Annotated in this window: 16 protein-coding genes; 11 read left to right on the top strand and 5 right to left on the bottom strand. The window is 74.3% G+C overall.

The genetic code is table 11. The annotated features are described in order from the left end of the window. Positions 1 to 187: 187 nt before the first annotated feature. A complete protein-coding gene (locus tag ABTY61_RS35410) occupies positions 188 to 1,420 on the bottom strand; it encodes a hypothetical protein (RefSeq protein WP_350509285.1) in 1,233 nt (410 codons plus the stop codon). Between the two features lie 259 nt (positions 1,421 to 1,679). On the opposite strand from ABTY61_RS35410, the gene ABTY61_RS35405 reads away from it, so the two are divergent. Both ABTY61_RS35405 and ABTY61_RS35400 read left to right on the top strand, forming a co-directional pair. After that, the gene (locus ABTY61_RS35405; RefSeq protein WP_350509284.1) at positions 1,680 to 2,792 is read left to right on the top strand and encodes a peptidoglycan recognition protein family protein; all 1,113 of its coding nucleotides are present in this window, start codon (positions 1,680 to 1,682) and stop codon (positions 2,790 to 2,792) included. Between the two features lie 413 nt (positions 2,793 to 3,205). Then, positions 3,206 to 3,997, top strand: coding sequence for a hypothetical protein (locus ABTY61_RS35400; protein WP_350509283.1), 792 nt, complete (start codon positions 3,206 to 3,208; stop codon positions 3,995 to 3,997). 78 nt (positions 3,998 to 4,075) lie between these two features. On the opposite strand, the gene ABTY61_RS35395 is transcribed toward ABTY61_RS35400, so the two are convergent. Together ABTY61_RS35395 and ABTY61_RS35390 are read right to left on the bottom strand one after the other, a co-directional pair. After that, complete coding sequence (locus ABTY61_RS35395) at positions 4,076 to 4,747, bottom strand: polysaccharide deacetylase family protein (protein WP_350509282.1); 672 nt, start codon at positions 4,745 to 4,747, stop codon at positions 4,076 to 4,078. 226 nt (positions 4,748 to 4,973) lie between these two features. Then, positions 4,974 to 5,615 (bottom strand): TetR/AcrR family transcriptional regulator, encoded by a 642-nt coding sequence (locus ABTY61_RS35390; RefSeq protein ID WP_350509281.1) that lies wholly within the window; start codon positions 5,613 to 5,615, stop codon positions 4,974 to 4,976. Between the two features lie 148 nt (positions 5,616 to 5,763). Between ABTY61_RS35390 and ABTY61_RS35385 the strand changes: the two genes are divergently transcribed. The 6 genes from ABTY61_RS35385 to ABTY61_RS35360 all read left to right on the top strand — a co-directional run bounded on the left by ABTY61_RS35385 (position 5,764) and on the right by ABTY61_RS35360 (position 12,906). After that, the gene (locus tag ABTY61_RS35385) at positions 5,764 to 7,314 is read left to right on the top strand and encodes an MFS transporter (RefSeq protein ID WP_350509280.1); all 1,551 of its coding nucleotides are present in this window, start codon (positions 5,764 to 5,766) and stop codon (positions 7,312 to 7,314) included. Between the two features lie 205 nt (positions 7,315 to 7,519). After that, positions 7,520 to 8,194, top strand: a complete 675-nt coding sequence (locus ABTY61_RS35380) for a L,D-transpeptidase family protein (protein ID WP_350509279.1) — start codon at positions 7,520 to 7,522, stop codon at positions 8,192 to 8,194. A gap of 236 nt (positions 8,195 to 8,430) precedes the next feature. Further along, positions 8,431 to 10,032, top strand: coding sequence for a carboxylesterase/lipase family protein (locus ABTY61_RS35375; protein ID WP_350509278.1), 1,602 nt, complete (start codon positions 8,431 to 8,433; stop codon positions 10,030 to 10,032). A gap of 98 nt (positions 10,033 to 10,130) precedes the next feature. Then, entirely contained in the window at positions 10,131 to 10,331 is a 201-nt protein-coding gene (locus ABTY61_RS35370; RefSeq protein ID WP_350509277.1) for a hypothetical protein, read from the top strand. 61 nt (positions 10,332 to 10,392) lie between these two features. Continuing rightward, positions 10,393 to 11,862, top strand: coding sequence for a phenylacetate--CoA ligase family protein (locus ABTY61_RS35365; RefSeq protein WP_350509276.1), 1,470 nt, complete (start codon positions 10,393 to 10,395; stop codon positions 11,860 to 11,862). Beyond that, positions 11,863 to 12,906: a hypothetical protein gene (locus ABTY61_RS35360; protein WP_350509275.1), complete on the top strand. Its 1,044-nt coding sequence runs from the start codon at positions 11,863 to 11,865 to the stop codon at positions 12,904 to 12,906. Between the two features lie 97 nt (positions 12,907 to 13,003). Here the strand turns inward: ABTY61_RS35360 and ABTY61_RS35355 are convergent, their stop codons facing one another. Further along, positions 13,004 to 13,585: a TetR/AcrR family transcriptional regulator gene (locus tag ABTY61_RS35355; RefSeq protein WP_350509274.1), complete on the bottom strand. Its 582-nt coding sequence runs from the start codon at positions 13,583 to 13,585 to the stop codon at positions 13,004 to 13,006. Positions 13,586 to 13,636: 51 nt separating this feature from the next. On the opposite strand from ABTY61_RS35355, the gene ABTY61_RS35350 reads away from it, so the two are divergent. Continuing rightward, positions 13,637 to 14,155 (top strand): GNAT family N-acetyltransferase, encoded by a 519-nt coding sequence (locus ABTY61_RS35350; RefSeq protein WP_350509273.1) that lies wholly within the window; start codon positions 13,637 to 13,639, stop codon positions 14,153 to 14,155. Positions 14,156 to 14,345: 190 nt separating this feature from the next. On the opposite strand, the gene ABTY61_RS35345 is transcribed toward ABTY61_RS35350, so the two are convergent. Beyond that, complete coding sequence (locus tag ABTY61_RS35345; RefSeq protein WP_350509272.1) at positions 14,346 to 15,377, bottom strand: AraC family transcriptional regulator ligand-binding domain-containing protein; 1,032 nt, start codon at positions 15,375 to 15,377, stop codon at positions 14,346 to 14,348. A 211-nt stretch (positions 15,378 to 15,588) separates the two neighbouring features. On the opposite strand from ABTY61_RS35345, the gene ABTY61_RS35340 reads away from it, so the two are divergent. Together ABTY61_RS35340 and ABTY61_RS35335 are read left to right on the top strand one after the other, a co-directional pair. Continuing rightward, entirely contained in the window at positions 15,589 to 16,167 is a 579-nt protein-coding gene (locus ABTY61_RS35340; protein WP_350509271.1) for an NADPH-dependent FMN reductase, read from the top strand. Positions 16,168 to 16,570: 403 nt separating this feature from the next. Continuing rightward, positions 16,571 to 17,682, top strand: a 1,112-nt coding sequence (locus tag ABTY61_RS35335) for an NAD-dependent epimerase/dehydratase family protein (RefSeq protein ID WP_350509270.1), incomplete at its 3' end; no start/stop codon positions are given.

Here is a 17,682-nt window from a genome sequence, read left to right as displayed (position 1 = left end):
CAACCCCCCGAACGGCCCCCGAATTCACCCGTGGGGGTGACGGCCCGAACGGGGCCGGGGCTCCCCCGTGGATGCCGCGCGGTCCGCCCCGCACCCACGGCAACGGCCTCCGCCAGGAGGAAGTCCTGGCGGAGGCCGTTTCACCCAGGCGTTCGGACGGTATCCGCACTCGCCCGTACGGGCCCGATCAGCTGCGCCGACGGCTGAGCCGCATGGCCCCCACGCCGGCCGCGAGGAACGCGGCGGAGAGGCCGAGGAGGACCGGCGTCTTCGGGGCGCCCGTCTGGGCCAGCTCGCCGTGGTGGTGGTGTCCGGCGTGGTGCGACTCGCCGCCGCCCTGCCCGCCGTGGTGGGACGGCTTGTGCGGCCGCACCCCCACCTCCTCCGCAACGAACTTGATCTTGTTCAGATTGTACGCGGACTGCTGGTTGTTCTGGCTCTGCTGGTTGGAGAGGTGGTTGGCCTGCGAGGCCGACTGGTTGTTGAGCGCCGAGTTCTGGGCGCTGTTCTGCGCGGAGTTGTTCGAGTTGCTGGTGGCACTGTTGTTGGCGCTGTTGTTCAGGTTGTTGGCCACGGTGTTCTGCACGACGACGGTCACGTCGATGTGCTGGTCCTGGCCCTGGCTCTGCTGAGTGTTCTGGTCCTGCCCCTGGTTCTGGTCCTGGCCCTGGCCCTGGTTCTGGTCCTGCCCCTGGCCCTGGTTCTGACCCTGGCCCTGGTCCTGCTGGCCGTTCTGGCCCTGGCCCTGCTCCGAGCCGCCGCCGTGCTCTCCGTGCTCCCCGTGCTCTCCGTGCTCTCCGTGCTCCCCATGTTCGCCGTGCTCTCCGTGCTCCCCATGTTCGCCGTGCTCGCCGTGCTCCCCGTGCTCCCCGTGCTCGCCGTGCCCGGTGGGGGCGCCGGGAACCTCGGGCAGGCAGATGCAGTCGGTGGGGCCGCCGGGGCCGGGGATGTGGCCGTGGGACTCGTGGCCGGGGGCCTGCTCGCAGTGCTCGCCGCCGTCCGCCCAGGCGCCCTCGGGATGCGCCGACTCCGGCGCCTGCTCCGGCGGCCGGCCCTGCTCCATCGGCTGCCCCTGCTCGCCGGGCCGGGCCGAGTCGTCCGGCTGGACCGAGCCCGGCTCCTGGCCCTCGGCCGGGATCCCCTCGAACTCGGTGCCGGCGTCGGCCCGGTGCGCCGGGCGGACGAGCCGCATCGACTGGAGGTCGCTGCGACTGGTGCTGGTCCAGGCACCGTCCGACGAGACACCGTCCTCCTCGGCGAGTCGCAGAAGACTGTCGACCCATTCGCCCTGGGCCGCCGACGAGTCGAGGGTCACGCTGTGGTCGATGGCGGGCGAGGCGTGGGCCACGCCGCCGGCGCCCCACACGAGGGCCGCCGAAGTCAGGCCCGACAGGACCAGGGTGGTGATTCGAGTTCGCATGACGCTCCTGGATGATCCGCAAAACGGATCTTCTGAATACGCGTCTCTACCACCCGGCGACGAGGCACGCCGCCGCGGGTTAACCGTCCCGGCCCAATGGATTGCTGAGAACGGGGGAATGCCGGCCGCCCGGTCCGCTCCGCCGCCCCCGCCGGTGCGCCGCGGCCGCGGCCGCGCCCGCACACCGGCCGCCCTCCGTGACCGCGAGAGCCTCCTCGGTGACATGCAGGAAGGGCGGTTTGCGGTGAACATCCCTTACATGAGGATCTCAATCCCGGCAGCGGTCCTGGCCGGCTGCACCACCGCCCTGCTCTTCCAGCCCACCGTCGCCGTTGCGGACAACGCGGTCGCCCCGGCACCGCGCACCTCCGCCGGAGGCGGCTCGGTCACCTCGGTGGCCCTCACCTCCGGCGGAACCGTCGCGCCCCGGGCCACCCGTTCGTTCGAACTCCTCGGCGTGGTCTGGGACGGCTCGCCCAAGGCGCTCGCCGGCGGTTCCGTACGCGTCCGCACCCGCGACGCCGTCACCGGCCGCTGGGGCGACTGGCACACCCTCGAAGCCGATTCCGTCGACGGCCCCGACTCCCTCCCGCACGGCGGCACCGCACCGCTGTGGGCCGGGCGCAGCAACGGCGTCGCGGTCGACGTGCGCCCCGGTCCGGCCGGCCTCCCGCACGGACTGCGGGTCGAACTGGTCGACCCCGGCCAGGGGGCGGCCTCCGTCGAGAGCCAACCCATGCCCGAGCACCCGGCCGGGCCCGAGGCGCTCGCCGCGCCGCGCCCCGGCATCGTCACCCGGGCGGGATGGGGCGCGGACGAGTCCATCCGTGAGGCGGGCTTCGTGTACACCGGCGCGGTCCGGGTGACCTTCCTCCACCACACCGCGACCGCCACCGACTACGCCTGCTCCGACGCGCCCAGGATCATCAGATCGATCTACCAGTACCACGTGCAGAGCAACGGCTGGCGGGACATCGGCTACAACTTCCTGGTCGACCACTGCGGCACCGTCTACGAGGGTCGCGCCGGTGGCGTCGACCAGCCCGTGCTCGGCGCCCACACGCTCGGCTTCAACAGCAACTCCTCCGGCATCGCGGCGATCGGGACGTTCAGCTCGGACGCTCCGCCGCAGGAGCTGCAGGACGGCCTCGCGAAGATCGCGGCCTGGAAGCTCGGCCTCACCGGCCGACAGGCCGACGGAGTCTCCCAGCTGACCTCCGCCTCGGATTCCAGCCTCTACCCCAAGGGCACCACGGTCGACTTCGCCCCCATCTCCGGCCACCGCGACGGCTTCGCCACCGAATGCCCCGGCGAGGCCCTCTACCACCGGCTCCCCGCCATCCGCGACACGGCGGCCGCCCTCCAGAGGTGACGGGCCGGCGGTCCGTCGGCACACCGCGAGCAGCGTCGCGGCCACCGCCGGCGGACCGCACCCGCCCCACCGGGAGAACGACCGCCGGCCTGGTCGGCAGATCCGCTCCCGCGAGCATCACGGGTGCCGACAGCGTCAGCACCAGGCCACCTGAGGGGAAGCCGGAATCGACATATCGCGGCCCTTGGGGAACCGCGGATCCGATTCGCCTCCAGCACACAGGCGACTCGGCGCCGAGTCGCCGATCCGGGAATTCCCAGGCCGTATTCCCCGCAGCTTTTCCCATGAAAAGACTTCTCTCGACATGGCGTCGGAAAGGATCTACGGGCGGACTCGGAAAGTCGGGGTGCGCTAGCCTTTGCCGATATCTCCGACCCGATGGGATCTCACTGATGGCCGTCGAGAAATCATGGTTGACCCGCACCATGGAGCCGGGCTGCGGAGCGGCCGTGAAGCGGTGCCAGTACAAGAGCCTCCCCCTGCGCGACTTCCCCCCGCTCGGTGTCATCCGCCGCGCCCGGATCGCCCGCGAGGACCTGCGCGAGCGCCGGAACGGCCCTCCGGCGCCCGGCCGGCCCTCCCGCTACACCGTGGGCGATTGGGTCCGGGTGAAGGACGAGGCGGCGGTCCGGGCCACCCTCGACGCCGAGGACCGCCACCGCGGCCTGTGGTTCACGCACAGCCAATGGTCGTTCTGCGGCGGTGTCTACCGGATCGAGCGCGTCGTGCGGCGGATGGTCGACGACCACTACCGGATGCGCCGCCTTTCGGGCACCGTCGCCCTGGCCGGCGCCACCTGCCACGGTGCCGACGGCACCCAGGGCTGCGGGCTGGACTGCGCCCTGCTGTTCCGCGACGAGTGGTTGGAGCCTGCCGCCGCCCCGATCCCCGCCGTCCGGCCGGCCGGCCTGTGGGCCACCGTGCGCAGCCTCGCGGAGATCAGCGCCACCCTCGGGTCCGACAACTGCCTCGACGGAGTGCCCTTCCAGCCCGGCATGGAACGCCACACCGGCACCCGCCACGGGGCCTCCGAGCTGCGCCACCGGTCGCTCGCCTGGTGGCAGCAGCCCACCGGGGGACGCTGGTTCATCCTCCACGGCCTGCGCTGCGACGGCGAGCCGATCGCCAATGGCTGCGACCGCCAGTGCGCCCTGCTCTGGCACGAGTCATGGCTGCGGCTGGAACCCGCCGGCACCGATTCCTGACGCACCGTCAAGTCATCGACGTGACGGGCGGCACCGGTTCGCTGCACCGCCCGTCACCCGGCTCCGCCGGCTGCACCGTCAGCGCTGCCAGCGGTGGCGCGCCAACTTCGCGGTCATCCGCAGCGCCCCGTCCCGGTCACCGATGTAGCAGCGCGGAAGGGCGTACACCCCACTGTGCGGGCCGGGGCTGACCGCGCACCCGTAGCCGTATCCGGCCTGGGCCACCGCCTCCACGGCGGCGGTGTCGAGTGAACCGTAGGGGTAGCAGAACCCCTCCACCGCCTGGCCGGTGAGGTCCTCCAGCACCTGGCGGCTGCCGGTGACCTGGGCCGCCAGGTCCTGCGCCCCCAGGCCCGCCAGGCGGCGGTGCGTCAGCCCGTGCGAGCCGATCTCCAGCCCGGCGGCGACGGCTTCACGGACGTGCTGCGCCGTCATCAGCGGCTTGCGCGGGCCCTGCCGGTCCCAGTCGTTGTACCCGCCCAGCCGGTCGGCCACCACGTAGACCGTGGCGGTGAAGCCGTGCTCCACCAGCGCGGGCATGACCTCCTCGGCGAAGTCCCGGTACCCGTCGTCGAAGCTCAACCCGACCATCCCCCCGGCGGCGCCCTCCCGGTGGGACCGCAGCAGGGTGCCCACCGCCACCCCGCGCAGCCCCCAGGAGGACAACCAGCGCAGCTGGCGACGGAACCGCGCGGGGTCGACCGTGATCAGATAAGGATCCTCACCCACGGTCGCCACGGAGTGGTACATCAGCGTCCACGGAAAACGGCCCGCAACGACGCCGGTCGCCTGCCCCGGGATGCTACGCGGTTGGATGAATCGCACGTTCTGCTCCTGCGTCTTTGCAGTGGCACCGCCCGCGCGGGCGGCTTTCAGGGAAACTGAATTCTGGCAGCGTCGGACCCGTCTTCCATTCGCGCCAGGCTTTTCCCCATCGGTTCACCCGAATGCCGGAACAAATGAAGGACCCCCGTATTCAGAGGCCGCGGGCGACGGTCGACAGGACGGCCTCGACCGCGGTCCGCAGCTCGGCTCCGGGCAGGCCCCGCAGCGGGCCCTCGACCAGCAGGTCCGACAGGCCGTGGACCGCCGACCAGGCCGCGTACTCGGCGCCCGGGCGGCGGTCGGCGGGGAAGGCGCCGAGCCGGACCAACTCGTCGAGGTGGGCGGACAGGATGGCGTACGGGCCCTCGCCCGGGCCCTCGCAGCCGGGCCCGTCGTGGCTCGGGCCGTCGTGGCGGGCCTCCCCCTCGGGGGTGGCGGTACCGCAGAAGGCGGTGCGGAACCAGCCGGGCTCGGCCAGGGCGAAGTCGATGTACGCCCGGCCGATCGCGTCCAGCCGCGCCCGGGCCGCCGCCACCTCGTCGGGCAGGTCGACGGCCGCGGAGCGGGCGAGCATGAGCCGCCCCAGCTTCTCCATGCAGCGCGCCGCGACCGCCGCCAGCAGGTCCTCGTGGTTGGCGAAGTGCCGGTACGCGGCGTTGTGCGAGACGCCCGCCCGCCGGCTGACCGCGCGCAGGACGACGGCGGCGGGCCCGCCGGTCCTGGCGAGGTCGACCCCGCCGGCGACCAGTGCCTCCCGCAGGTTTCCGTGGTGGTAGGCCCGGCTCGTGGCCACGGTCCGTCCCTCCCGTCCTTCCGGTGTTGACAGTGTCCACTTTGCGGTGGAATGCTGGCAGATGTCCAGATGTTCCCGCTGTCAACATCCGCAGGGTCCACCCCTCGGTCCAGCCCGCACCATCCGCTCCACCTGGTCGGAGGCAGCCATGCCCCACCGTCCCGCGCCCCGGCGCTCCCTGGCCCTCGCATCCGTCTGCCTCGCCGCCTTCGCGATCAACCTGGACACCACGATCGTCAACGTCGCCCTCCCGGACCTCGGCCGCCAGCTGAACGCCACCACCCGCGACCTCCAGTGGATCGTCGACGGCTACAACCTCGCCTTCGCGGCCCTCGTCCTGACCGCCGGTTCGCTCGGCGACCGGTTCGGGCGACGGCCCGCCCTCCTCACCGGACTCGCCGGTTTCGCGCTCACCAGCACCCTGGGCGCCGTCACCGGGTCGTCCGGGGCGCTGATCGCCGTTCGCTTCGCCATGGGAGCCTGCGCGGCCGTCATCTTCCCCACGACCCTGTCCGTCATCACCAACGCCTTCCCCGACCGCCGCGACCGCGCCAAGGCGGTCGGCCTGTGGGGCGCGGTCACCGGCCTGGGCGTCGCCGTCGGCCCGGTCGTCGGCGGACTCCTGCTGGCCCACTTCGCCTGGCCCTCGGTGTTCCTCGCGCTCGTGCCGGTGGCACTGGTCGCCCTCGCCGCCACCTGGCTCTGGGTCCCGGAGTCCAGGGACCCGTCGAGCGCCCGGCTGGACCCGCCGGGCCTGCTCACCGCCTCGGCCGCCGTCGGCCTGCTGGTCTTCACCGTCATCGAGGCGCCGACCCGGGGCTGGAACCAGCCCGCCACCCTCGCGGGCTTCGCGGCCTCCGCCGCCCTGGCCGCCCTCTTCGTGGTGATCGAACGCGGGCGCAGCCACCCGATGGTGGACCTCACCCTGTTCCGCACCCCGGCCTTCTCGGCCGCCAGCGGAGCGGTCACCGTCGCGTTCTTCGCGCTCTTCGGCTTCATCTTCCTGGTGACGCAGTACTTCCAGTTCATCCGCGGGTACGGCGCCCTCTCCACCGGCGTGCGGATCCTGCCGGTCGCCCTCACCATCGCGCTCGGCTCGCTCGGCGGTGTCGCGCTCGCCGCCAGGGCCGGGACCAGGACGGTCGTGACCTCCGGGCTGCTGCTCCTCGGGGGCGCGTTCGGCTGGATCGCCCTCTCCCCCGCCTTCCAGTCCTACGGGCTGATCGTCGGCCAGATGGTCCTGATGGGACTCGGCCTCGGGCTGACGACCGCGCCGGCCACCGAATCGATCCTCAGCGTCCTGCCGCCCGCCAAGGCCGGCGTCGGCTCGGCCGTCAACGACGCGACCCGGGAGACCGGCGGCACCCTCGGCGTCGCCGTCATCGGCAGCGTCTTCACCTCCCTCTACGCCTCCCACCTCGCGACCACCGCCTTCGCCACCCTCCCGTCCGGCACCCTCACCGCGGCCAAGGGCTCGGTGGCCGAGGCCCTGGGCACCGCGACGGCCTCGACCCCGGGGGCCGGAGCGGCCCTGCGGACGGCGGTCCAGACCTCCTTCATGCACGGCTTCCACCTCGCCTGCACCGTCGGCCTCGCCGTCTGCCTCCTCGGCGCCGCCCTCGCCCTGGCCCTGCCCGGCGCCCACCCCGCCCCCGCACCCGGGTCGGCGTCGCCGGCGCCCGCCCGGCTGGAACGCTGAGCCGGTGTCACGGCCGGCCGTGCCCTCGCGGCAGCGGTCGGCACCGTCGGAGTCCGCTCGGCGGTGTCGGTACCGGCACGGCCACCCCGGTGAGCCGATCATGGCCCTGGCGTGCTCGACTCGTCCCTACCAGAAAGCACCGTCCATGGCCGTTTCCCGGACACCGTCCTCCCACCGCCGCAGCCCGGCACACCGCTGTGCGAGCGTGGCCTTCGCACTCGGCGTCGCCGTCACAGCCACCGGCGCAAGCCCCGCCCAGCAGGCATCGGCCGACGACGGCCCGTTCCCCGTGCCGGTGACAGCCCGCCTGGCCGGCCAGGTGATCACGGTCAAGGCCGACGGCACCCGCGCCACCGTGACCCTCTGGAGCCGACAGGACGGCCGCTGGCGGCCCCTCGACTCCACCGCCGACGCGCGCATCGGGTCCGGCGGCCTCCACGACGGCCTCACCCGTGTCCAGGGAACCGGCACCACACCGACCGGCACCTACACCCTCACCCAGGCCTTCGGCATCTCCCCGGACCCGGGCACGAAACTGCCCTACCACCACGTCACCACCCACGACTGGTGGGTCCAGGACCCCTCCTCCGCCCACTACAACCGCATGCGCACCGACACCCAGGGCGGCTTCCACCTCACCGAGCAGGGCCCCCTCGGCAGCGAACACCTCATCAACTACCCCGTCCAGTACGACAACGCCCTGGTGATCGACTTCAACACCTCCCCCGTCGTCAAGGGCCGCGGCGCCGGGATCTTCCTCCACGACCTCGGCCCCCGAGCCGACGCCACCGCCGGCTGCGTCGCCGTCCCCGCCGCCTTCCTGACCCGGACCATGCACTGGATCGACCCCGCAGACCACCCCGTCATCGCGATCGGCTAGCGACTCCCCGCGCCGCGCCCGACGCGGCATCCCACCCGGTCCTCGCCGCAGGGAGTCCGAGGGCGAACTCGCCGGGCGCGCGCCGCGATCTCCACCCGCTCCATCCGGGGGTGGAGCCGAAAGCTCCACCCGCGCGCCTATGACAGGGCGTCAAGCCGCCCGCCAGACTCGGGCCGAGACCACGCCGCGGCCCCGACCGGGGGCCGCGCGTGCGGAGTCGGAGGAGGCGCGGAACAGTGCGCGTGCACAGGGTGAAGCGGTGGGCGGCGACGGCCGCGGCCACGCTGCTGGCGTTGGCCCCCGCCGGGGCGGCAGGGGCCCAGGAGTCCCACGGGCCGGAGCGGCACGGGTGTCGCGCCGTGACCTCGCTGGGCCGACTGGCGGGGGTGGCGCAGGACGGGCGCTGCGCCTTCCTCGGGGTGCCGTACGCGGCGGCGCCGACCGGGGCCAACCGGTTCCGGCCGCCGCAGCCCGCGGCGCCCTGGCGGGGCACGCTGCGGGCCGAGGAGGCCAAACCCGGTTGTCCGCAGGACCTGAGCGCGGGCGGGGACGGTGTCGAGGACTGCCTCCACCTGAACATCTGGGCGCCGGGCACCGGTGGCCGGCACAAGCCCGTCATGGTGTTCCTGCACGGCGGCGCGTTCCAACTGGACTCCGCCGAGGAGGCGGTGTTCGACGGCGGCCGGCTGGCGGTGCGCGGCGACGCGGTGGTGGTGAACCTGGACTACCGGCTCGGCATCCTGGGCTGGACGGAACTCGGGGCGCTCGATCCGGCCTACGCGGGCTCGGGCAACAACGGCCTGCGGGACGAACTGGCCGCCCTGGAGTGGGTGCACCGGCACATCGCGGCCTTCGGCGGGGATCCCGCGGACGTCACCGTCTTCGGGCAGTCGGCGGGCGCCGTCTCGATCAGCGCGATGCTGGCCGGGGACCATCCCGAGCGGCTGTTCCGGCGGGCCGTCGTCCAGAGCGGGCCGGGCTACCTGGTGCACACCGCGGCCGCCGCACGGCGCACCGCCGGGCACGTCTTCGCGACCGGGGGGATCCACACCGTCGCGGATCTCGACCGGCTGACCACCCGCCAGGTCCTGGACCTCCAGGAGCAGGCCCAGGGCGGGCTGTCGGGGCCGTCCGCCGCCGTCTTCTTCGGACCCTGGATCGACGGCTCGCTGATCCCCGGCCCGGTGGTCGAGCGGGTCGCGGCCGGCAGCGCGCGCCACGTCGACGTGATGACCGGCAGCACGGAGAACGAGACCGACTTCTGGGCGCTGTTCAACCCGTCCGTGCTGGACCTCCCGCTGAGCGCCTACCGGACCTTCCCCGCGGTACTCGCCGACCGCAAGCAGCGGATGTACGACCACTACGCGGCGAACCGCCCCGGCCTGGCCGAGGGGCGGGTGGTCAACGCGATGCTCACGGACCAGACCGAGCGGGTGCCCACCCTGCGCCTGGCCGAGGCGCAGTCCCACTGGCGGCCCACCTACGTCTACCAGTTCGACTGGCACGTGCCGTACGTCACCGGACTGCCGGCCGCGCAGAACCTGGGGGCCGCGCACACCCTGGAACTGCCCTTCCTCTTCGGCGGCCTGGACCTCCACCGGTTCCCGCGCGGCGCCCGGACGGTGGCCGAGCAGGGGCCCGCGCTCACCCGGCTGTCCGACCGGATGATGGGGGCCTGGGCCGACTTCGCCCGGGGCGGCGAGCCGGGCTGGCCGCGCTACACCCCCGACTCCCGGGCGACCCGGATCTGGGACCTCGAACCGAGCGTCCGGTACGCGCCGCGCGACGACGAGCGGGCGCTCTGGGACGACTACGGCTTCCCGGACTTGGACCTCTAGGGCATCAACTCAACTCCATGACAAGGCAGTTGAGCACCGGCGGGCGCCACTGAGCCGGCACCCGCCGACAACTGAGGTGAATGCCAGAAGAATTGCCCATGCACATGGGCTGTTCCGGAACCCCGCGCCGTGCCTACACTGCCGCTGCCCGCCGACCACCGGCCGGCCACGGGCCACACCGCAGCGCGCGCCCCGAGCGGCCGCGCGCCCGTACGGAGGAGGAACCGATCATGGTCAAGCACTACCTCAAGTACGCCTTCAGCACCCTCACTGCGGCGATGTTCCTGCACATGGCCTGATCCGGCCGACCCCGGCCAGGGCCGGGTGGCGTACCGTCCGACCCTGGCCCGGGGAGCCCGCTTGTTCGCGACCGCAATGAGCCAACTGCGCTACGGTGCAGCAATCCTGACGAACCGCCGGATCCGCCCGGGCGATCTGGAGCGCCTCGCCCGCGACCTGGTCGACACCATCGCCGAGTTCGGCGAGCCCGGGGAGGACTCGGCCCTGCTGCCCGGCCGGGCCGGGCACGTCGACCCCCAGCTGCGCCGCGAGGTCGCCCGGCGCAGTCTGCGCGCGACCGCCCGCGCCGCCGCCCGGCACACCGCCTACTACCGCCGCCGGTTCGCCGAACTGGACCTCGATCCGCGGACATTGGAGCCCGAGGACTGGTCGCGCGTGCCGGTCACCTCCAAGCAGGCGCTGCGCGCGCTGCCCGCCGCCTTCGTCTCCGCCGCCGCCACCCCCGCCCTGCTGGCGCTCACCACCGGCACCAGCGGCACCCCCACCGCGGTGTGGTTCTCCCGCGCCGAGATCGAGAGCGCCATCGCGTTCAGCACCATCTCCGCCGTGCTCGGCCTCGGTCTGCGGCCCCGCCACACCGTCGCCTACGCGGGCTGCTCCCGCGCCACCCTGCCGCTGCTCTACGCCGAGGAGTCGACCACCCGGGCCGGCGCCGGCTTCGTGCAGTTCGGCACCGTCGACCCGGCGGTGGCCCTGGACCGCCTGGCCGCCCCGCTCGGCCTGCCCGGCAGGGAGCCGCAGATCACCCATCTGACCACCTCCGCCTCCTACCTGGCCGCGCTGGTCCAGGAGGCGGAGCAACAGCATTGGCGCAGCGGCGACTTCGGGCTGGACTCGATCAGCGTCGGCGGCGAGGTGCTCTCCGCGCCGCTGCGCCGCCGGGCGCAGGCGGTGTTCGGCGCGGCCGTGGAATCGGCGTACCTGATGACCGAGATCCTGCCCTCGGGCGCCACCCCGTGCGGCCGGGGCCATCTGCACCACACCACCGAGTTCGGGCACCTGGAGGTGCTCGACCCGGTCGACGGGGAGCCGACCGCCCCGGGCGCGATCGGCACCGTGGTGCACACCCCGTACGTGCCCTACCGCGAGTGCACCCTGCTGCTGCGCTACGCCACCGGGGACCTGGTCCGCCTCCCGGACGGGCCGCCGGACTGCGAACTCGCCCACCTGCCGGCCACTTCGGAGATCCTCGGCCGCTGGTCCGGCCCGCTGAGCACCGCCGTCACCACCCGCGAGGTACTCGACCTGGTGGAGGCGGAACCGGAGGTCCCGCTGCCCGCCCGGTACGCGCTCACCGAGGGCCCGCAGGGCCCCGACGGTCCCGCCCGGCTGCACCTGCTGGTCCCCCGGCTGCCCGCGACCGCCCTGCGCGACCGGCTGGAGGAGCGGGCCGCGGCGGCCGGCCTGCGGCTGTCCGACCTCGTGCTGCACGAGGACCGCGCCACCATGCCGCCGACCGCCCCGGTCCGCGCCGACCTGCGCGAACACAGCTTCGAGACCTCGGCCGCCATGGGCCCCGGGAGGCCGTGAATGGACGTCAGCCCGCTCGCGCTCACCGCGCTGAGCACCGCCGTGGCCGTCGAGATCGCCGTCGCGGCCCGGTACCTCGCCCGGGTCCGGATGCCCAGGCCGCCGGTCGGGGTGTACACCGGGGGCGACATCGCCGTGCTGTGCGTCGGCGTGGTCGTCGCGCCGCTGCTGTACACCGCGCTGCCCGGGGCGGCCGTCTCCGCCGTGTTCGGGCTGGTCCTGTGCCTGGCCGTGCAGTTCACCCTCGCCCCGCTGCTCGCCGCCACCGGGCTGCGGGCCACGCCGTGGTCCTGGGCGGCCGCCCTGGCCGGGACCGCCGCCACCGCCCTGGCCGCGCTCACCGGCCATCCGGGCGGCTCCCGGGCGGGCAGCGACCTGCTGATCGCCGTCGCGGTGGTCGGGGTGGCGAACCTGTGGACGCAGAGCGGGCTGCGGGCCGGGCACACCGCCGCCCTGGCCGCCGCGCTCACCGCGTACGACCTGGCCGCCACCACGCTCACCGACACCACGGCCCGCTTCTTCGAGCAGGTCCGCGACCGCCCGTTCGCCCCGGTACTGGCCCTCACCGGCGGGCCCCAGCCGGTCGCGGCCGGCCTCGGCGACCTGCTGCTGCTGGTGCTCTTCCCGCTGGTCGCCGCGAAGGCGTACGGCCGGGCGGCCGCGTGGTCCGCCGCGCTGGCGGGCCTGCTGGTGACCAGTGCCGTCAGTACCTGCTTCGCGCTCGGCCTGCTGTCCACCGGCTTCCCGCTGCTGACCGCGCTGGGCCCGCTGATCGTCGCCCAACACCTGTACTGGCGGCGGCGCTCGGGCGGTGAGCGCACCACCGCCCAGTGGCGCGCGGGCCGACCGCTCCCGCTCCCGGCGCCGTCCGACGCCCAACTCGCGGCCGCGCTCGACGCCGCCGCGCCCGAGGGCACGCCGCCGGGCAGCTGGCTGGCCCTCGGTGACGGCCGGGTCCTGGGCACCGGAGCGACCCCGGGGCGGGCCCGTCGGGATGCCGGCCGCCGGGGGGCGGACACCCCGACCACGGCCCGGATGGTCTGAGCACCCGCGCCCGCCCGCGATCCGTCGCCAGCCGTCCGCCGTCCGCCGTCGGGCCTCGGGCTCGGGCTCAGCCTCAGCCTCAGCCTCAGCCTCAGCCTCAGCCGAGGGTGGCGTCCAGGAAGTCCCGCCAGGCGGCCTGCACCCGGGCCGCGTTGGCGTCGTCCTCGGCGGCGAGCAGGTCCAGCAGCAGCCCGCGCAGCACGGCGAGCACCACGGTGGCGTTCGCCCCGGTGCCGTCGAGCACCCGGGCCAGCGGCGGAAGCCATTCGTCCAGTGAGGCGGTGCCGAAGTCCCGCCAGGGTTCGGCGTGCCCGAAGGCGCGGACGTAGCCCTCGAAGAACAGCCGCAGCGCGCCCCGGTGTTCGGGGTCCGCCACCCAGGCCCAGAGCAGTTCGAGGGTCTCCCGGGCGCTGCCGCCCGCCTCCTCGGAGCGTTCCAGCAGGGCCAGTTGCTCGGCCCGGCCGACCGCCAGCACATCCCGGACCAGCTCCTCCTTCGAGCCGAAGAGGTAGAGCAGCACGCGCGGGCTGGTGCCGATCTCGGCCGCGAGCGGGCGCAGCGAGAGGTCGGACACGTTGTGCTCGGCGACGTAGCGGACGGTCGCGGCGAGGAGGTCCTCGCGGCGCATCGACGGGCGGCGCGGCGCGGGGCGCGAAGGTGCGGTGGCTGGGGTGGACACGTGGTCTATCGTTCCACTGAAACGAGTGTTTCACCACAAGGGGATGCCGCCATGGCCAGCACCGCACCTGAAGTCGTGACCGTCCGCGAGGCCGACCGCCCCGGGGACCTGGGCGCCGTCGCCGCCCTGCACGGTGTCCTCTACACCCGCGAATACGGCATGGACGCCACCATGGAGGCCTATGTCGCCGCCGGCATGGCCGAGTTGGCCCTGGCCCGAGCCGTCGAGGGCACCCCGGCGCCCGGTCGGCTGTGGGTCGCCGAGCTGGACGGCCGGGTGGTCGGCGCCGCCGGTCTGGTCCGGGCCGAGGAGCGCCCGGGCTGGGGCCAGCTGCGCTGGGTGATCCTCGACCCGGTCGCCCGCGGCCGCGGCCTGGGCCGCCGGATGCTGGCAATCGCCCTGGCCGAGGCCCGCGCCCGCGCGTACGAGGGCGTGCTGCTCTGGACGATCACCGGGCTCGACGCCGCCCATCACCTGTACGCGGAGGCCGGCTTCGAACTGACCGTCTCCCGCCCGGCCCACAAGTTCGGGCTCGACACCGTCGAGCAGCGGATGGACCTGCGGCTCTGAGCGCCCCGCCGCCCGACCCTCCGCTACCGGGCCGAGGCCGAAGCCCGGGCCCAGCGTTCGCAGCGGCGGCCCACCGGGCGGGGCGGATCCCCGATCGCGAGCAGGAGGTCCAGCAGCTCGTCGGGGGCCTCGGACACCGCCTCGTGCCCGGCGGACAGCTCGCGCCAGGCCGCCGGGGTCGGGCGCCCCGTCAGCCGTGCTCGGCGGTGGCCGTCGGCGGGAGCGCCGACTTCCGGTAGGTGTCCGGGGTGTGGCCGGTCCAGCGCTGGAACGCCCGGCGCAGGGCCCGCGGGTCGGCGTAGCCGAGGCGGGCGGCGATCGACTGGACCGGGAGCCGGGTGTCCCGCAGCAGCCGGGCGGCCTGTTCGTGGCGGACCGCGTCGATCTCCTCGCGCCAGGTGGTGCCGCGGTCGCTGAGCCGGCGCTGCAGGGTCCGCGGGCTCACCGCGAGCCGGCCGGCCACGCGCTCCAGGGAGAGCAGGTCGTCGGCGAGGGCCTCGGCCAGGGCGGCCCGGAAGGTGTCGCGCCAGTCGGGGACGGGTCGGGCCGCGGCCAGGCCCATCTCGACGTAGCGCCGCATGATACGGGCCAGCTCCGGATCCGCGGTGGCGGTCTCCTGCCCGGCGTCGAGCAGGACGATCGCGTTGGTGGGCTGGTCGAAGTCGATACGGGCGGTGCCGAAGGCGTCGATCAGGTGGCGGTGCCGCGGTGGCGCCGGGTGGGCGAACGCCACCCTGACCGGTCCGGCCGAGGCGCCGCCGGCCTCCCGCATCCGCTGCAGGAAGGTGGCCAGGGCGAAGACGCTGATCTCCCGGTCCACGCCGTCCCGGAACGGCAGCCCGTGGTAGTGCAGGGTGAGGTGCCGGCCGTCCTCCACCACGTCGAGCGAGACCGCCGGATCGGTCAGCGCGGCGATCCAACGGGCCCCCTCCCGCAGGCCGTCGGCCAGCGTGGGGGCGCTGGTGACCAGGTAGTCCCAGGCGTGCAGGCTGCCCAGCGGGACGTTCCCGGCGACCATCAGGCCGGCCCCGTCGCCGCTCCGGGCGAAGATCAGCTCCCAGATCCGGTTGATCGCGGCCGTGGGGACCCGCAGCAGGTCGTCGGCGAGCGCGGCCGGTTCCAGCCCCGTGGCCAGCGCGATCTCCTGCGGGGTTATCCCCAGGCGGAGCGCGCTGCTGCGGACGAGCCGCACCAGGTGGGCGGGAACCGTGTCTCTGTGCACAGCGCGCGATTCTAATGGCACGCCAGAAATCAAGGCCCGGGCACCCGTCCGTCGCGAAGTGTCCCCCTCCTGGCGCGAACGGTCCCCGTTGGCGCCGATGGTCCCCCCGGTGGCGCGTCCGGGCTCCCCCCGGGCCTCCGCGCCGCGCCTACGGTCGAAACCGGGGGGCCGGTCGGTTCCCCGCCGCTCCCGAGGAAGGACCAGCCCAGCCATGACCGACCTGAAGATCCTCGCCATCTCCGGCAGCCTGCGCGCGAACTCCCACAACACCGCCCTGCTGCACGCCGCCCGCAAGCTCAACCCGGGCGGCCTCGACATCGAGGTGTACGACCGGCTGCGGGAGATCCCGCCCTACGACTTCGACCAGGACACCCCCGAGGCCCGGCCCGCCGTCGTGCAGGAGCTGCGCGACCGCATCACCGCGGCCGACGGGCTGCTGATCGCCACACCGGAGTTCAACTACTCCGTCCCCGGCGTACTGAAGAACGCGATCGACTGGGTCAGCACCGACTGGACGAAGTCCGAGGGCCTGCCGCTCCAGCGGAAGCCGACCGCGATCCTCGGCGCCGCCCCGACCAACTTCGGTTCGGTCCGCGCACAGCTGGCCCTGCGGCAGGTGTTCGTCTGGACGCACACCGACGTGGTGGTCAAGCCCGAGGTCATCGTCTTCCGCTCGCACGAGCGCTTCGACGACGCGGGCAACCTCGTCGACGAGGGCACCGTCGCGCTCCTCCAGGACCTCCTCGGGGCGCTCAAGCACAAGATCACCGCCGCCCGCGCCCAGGGCTGACCGGCCCTGCCCGGCGACCGGCCCGCCTCCTGACCCGGTGACCGGCCCGCCCACCGGCCCTTCTGGACGGACGCGCCTGGAACGGGCCTCCGGCTGGACGGTTGTCATGTCTGCCGGAAGCACCGGGCGGGCATACCGGAGGCATCCGGTTACGGGCCCGGCCGCGACTCCCCCACGAGTGCAGCCGGGCCCCGGCCGGCGACCGGGCCTGGGCGCGACTCCCCCCACGGAGCAGCGGCCGGGCCCGATTACTGTTCACTCGGCGACACGCAGCGTACATGTCATCTCTACCCACCGCTACACCTCGTCGTCGACGGGGGTCGAACCCCGGAGTCTTACCGAAGCGTGACACGACGACCGGAACCGGCGGCCGCCGCGCCGCCTGGCGGTAGCGTCGCCGGTCATGAGGATTCTGGTCACCGGCGGCGCCGGGTTCATCGGTTCGACGGTCGTACGGGCCCTGGTGGCCGCGGGCCACGAGGTCCTGGTCCTGGACGCGCTGCTGCCCGCCGTCCACCCCTCCGGCGCGGCGCCCGCGCTCCCGGACGGCGTCGAATTCCGGCACGGGGACGTCCGGGACCGGGCGGCGGTCGAGGAGGCGCTGGCCGGCGTGGACGCGGTCTGCCACCAGGCGGCCATGGTCGGCCTCGGCCTGGACCTCGACGACGCCCCCGCCTACGCGGGCTGCAACAACCTGGGCACCGCCGTCCTGATCGCCGCGATGGCCCGCGCCGGGGTGCGCGGCCTGGTCCTCGGCGGGTCGATGGTGGTCTACGGGGAGGGCCGCTACCGCTGCCCGGAGCACGGGGACGTCTCCCCCGGCCCGCGGCACCCGGACACCCTCGACGCCGGGCGCTTCGAACCGCCGTGCCCGGAGTGCGGCGCCGAGCTGCGCCCCGGCCTGATCGCCGAGGACGCGCCGGCCGACCCGCGCAACGTGTACGCGGCCACCAAACTCGCCCAGGAGCACCTGGCCGGCGCCTGGGCCCGCGCCTGCGGGGGCCGACTCCTGACACTGCGTTACCACAACGTGTACGGCCCGGGGATGCCCCGCGACACCCCGTACGCCGGCGTGGCCTCGCTGTTCCGCTCCGCGCTGGCCCGGGGTGAGGCGCCGCTGGTGTTCGAGGACGGCGGACAGCGCCGGGACTTCGTCCACGTCCGGGACGTCGCGGCGGCCAACCTCGCCGCGCTCGACGCCGTCGGCGACCGCGCCCCGGGCAGCGTCCGGGCGTACAACGTGGGCAGCGGCGAGGTCCGGACGGTCGGGGAGATGGCCGGGGCGCTGGCCCATGCCCACGGCGGGCCGACGCCGGTGGTGACCGGCCGCTACCGGCTCGGGGACGTCCGGCACATCACCGCGGACTCCTCGCGGCTGCGCGCGGAACTCGGCTGGCGGGCCCGGGTGGGCTTCGCCGACGGCATGGTGGAGTTCGCGGCGGCGGGGGGGGGGGGCGGCGGCCGGCCCGGGCGGCGGGCGGGGGGGGGGGCGGCGCCCCCCGCGCGGGGGGCCCC

Origin of the sequence: Kitasatospora sp. NPDC096128, assembly GCF_040303105.1 — a bacterium.
Taxonomy (GTDB): Bacteria; Actinomycetota; Actinomycetes; order Streptomycetales; family Streptomycetaceae; genus Kitasatospora.
The sequence above is the reverse complement of the archived record's forward strand: the minus strand, read 5'-3'. Positions and strand labels throughout refer to the sequence as shown.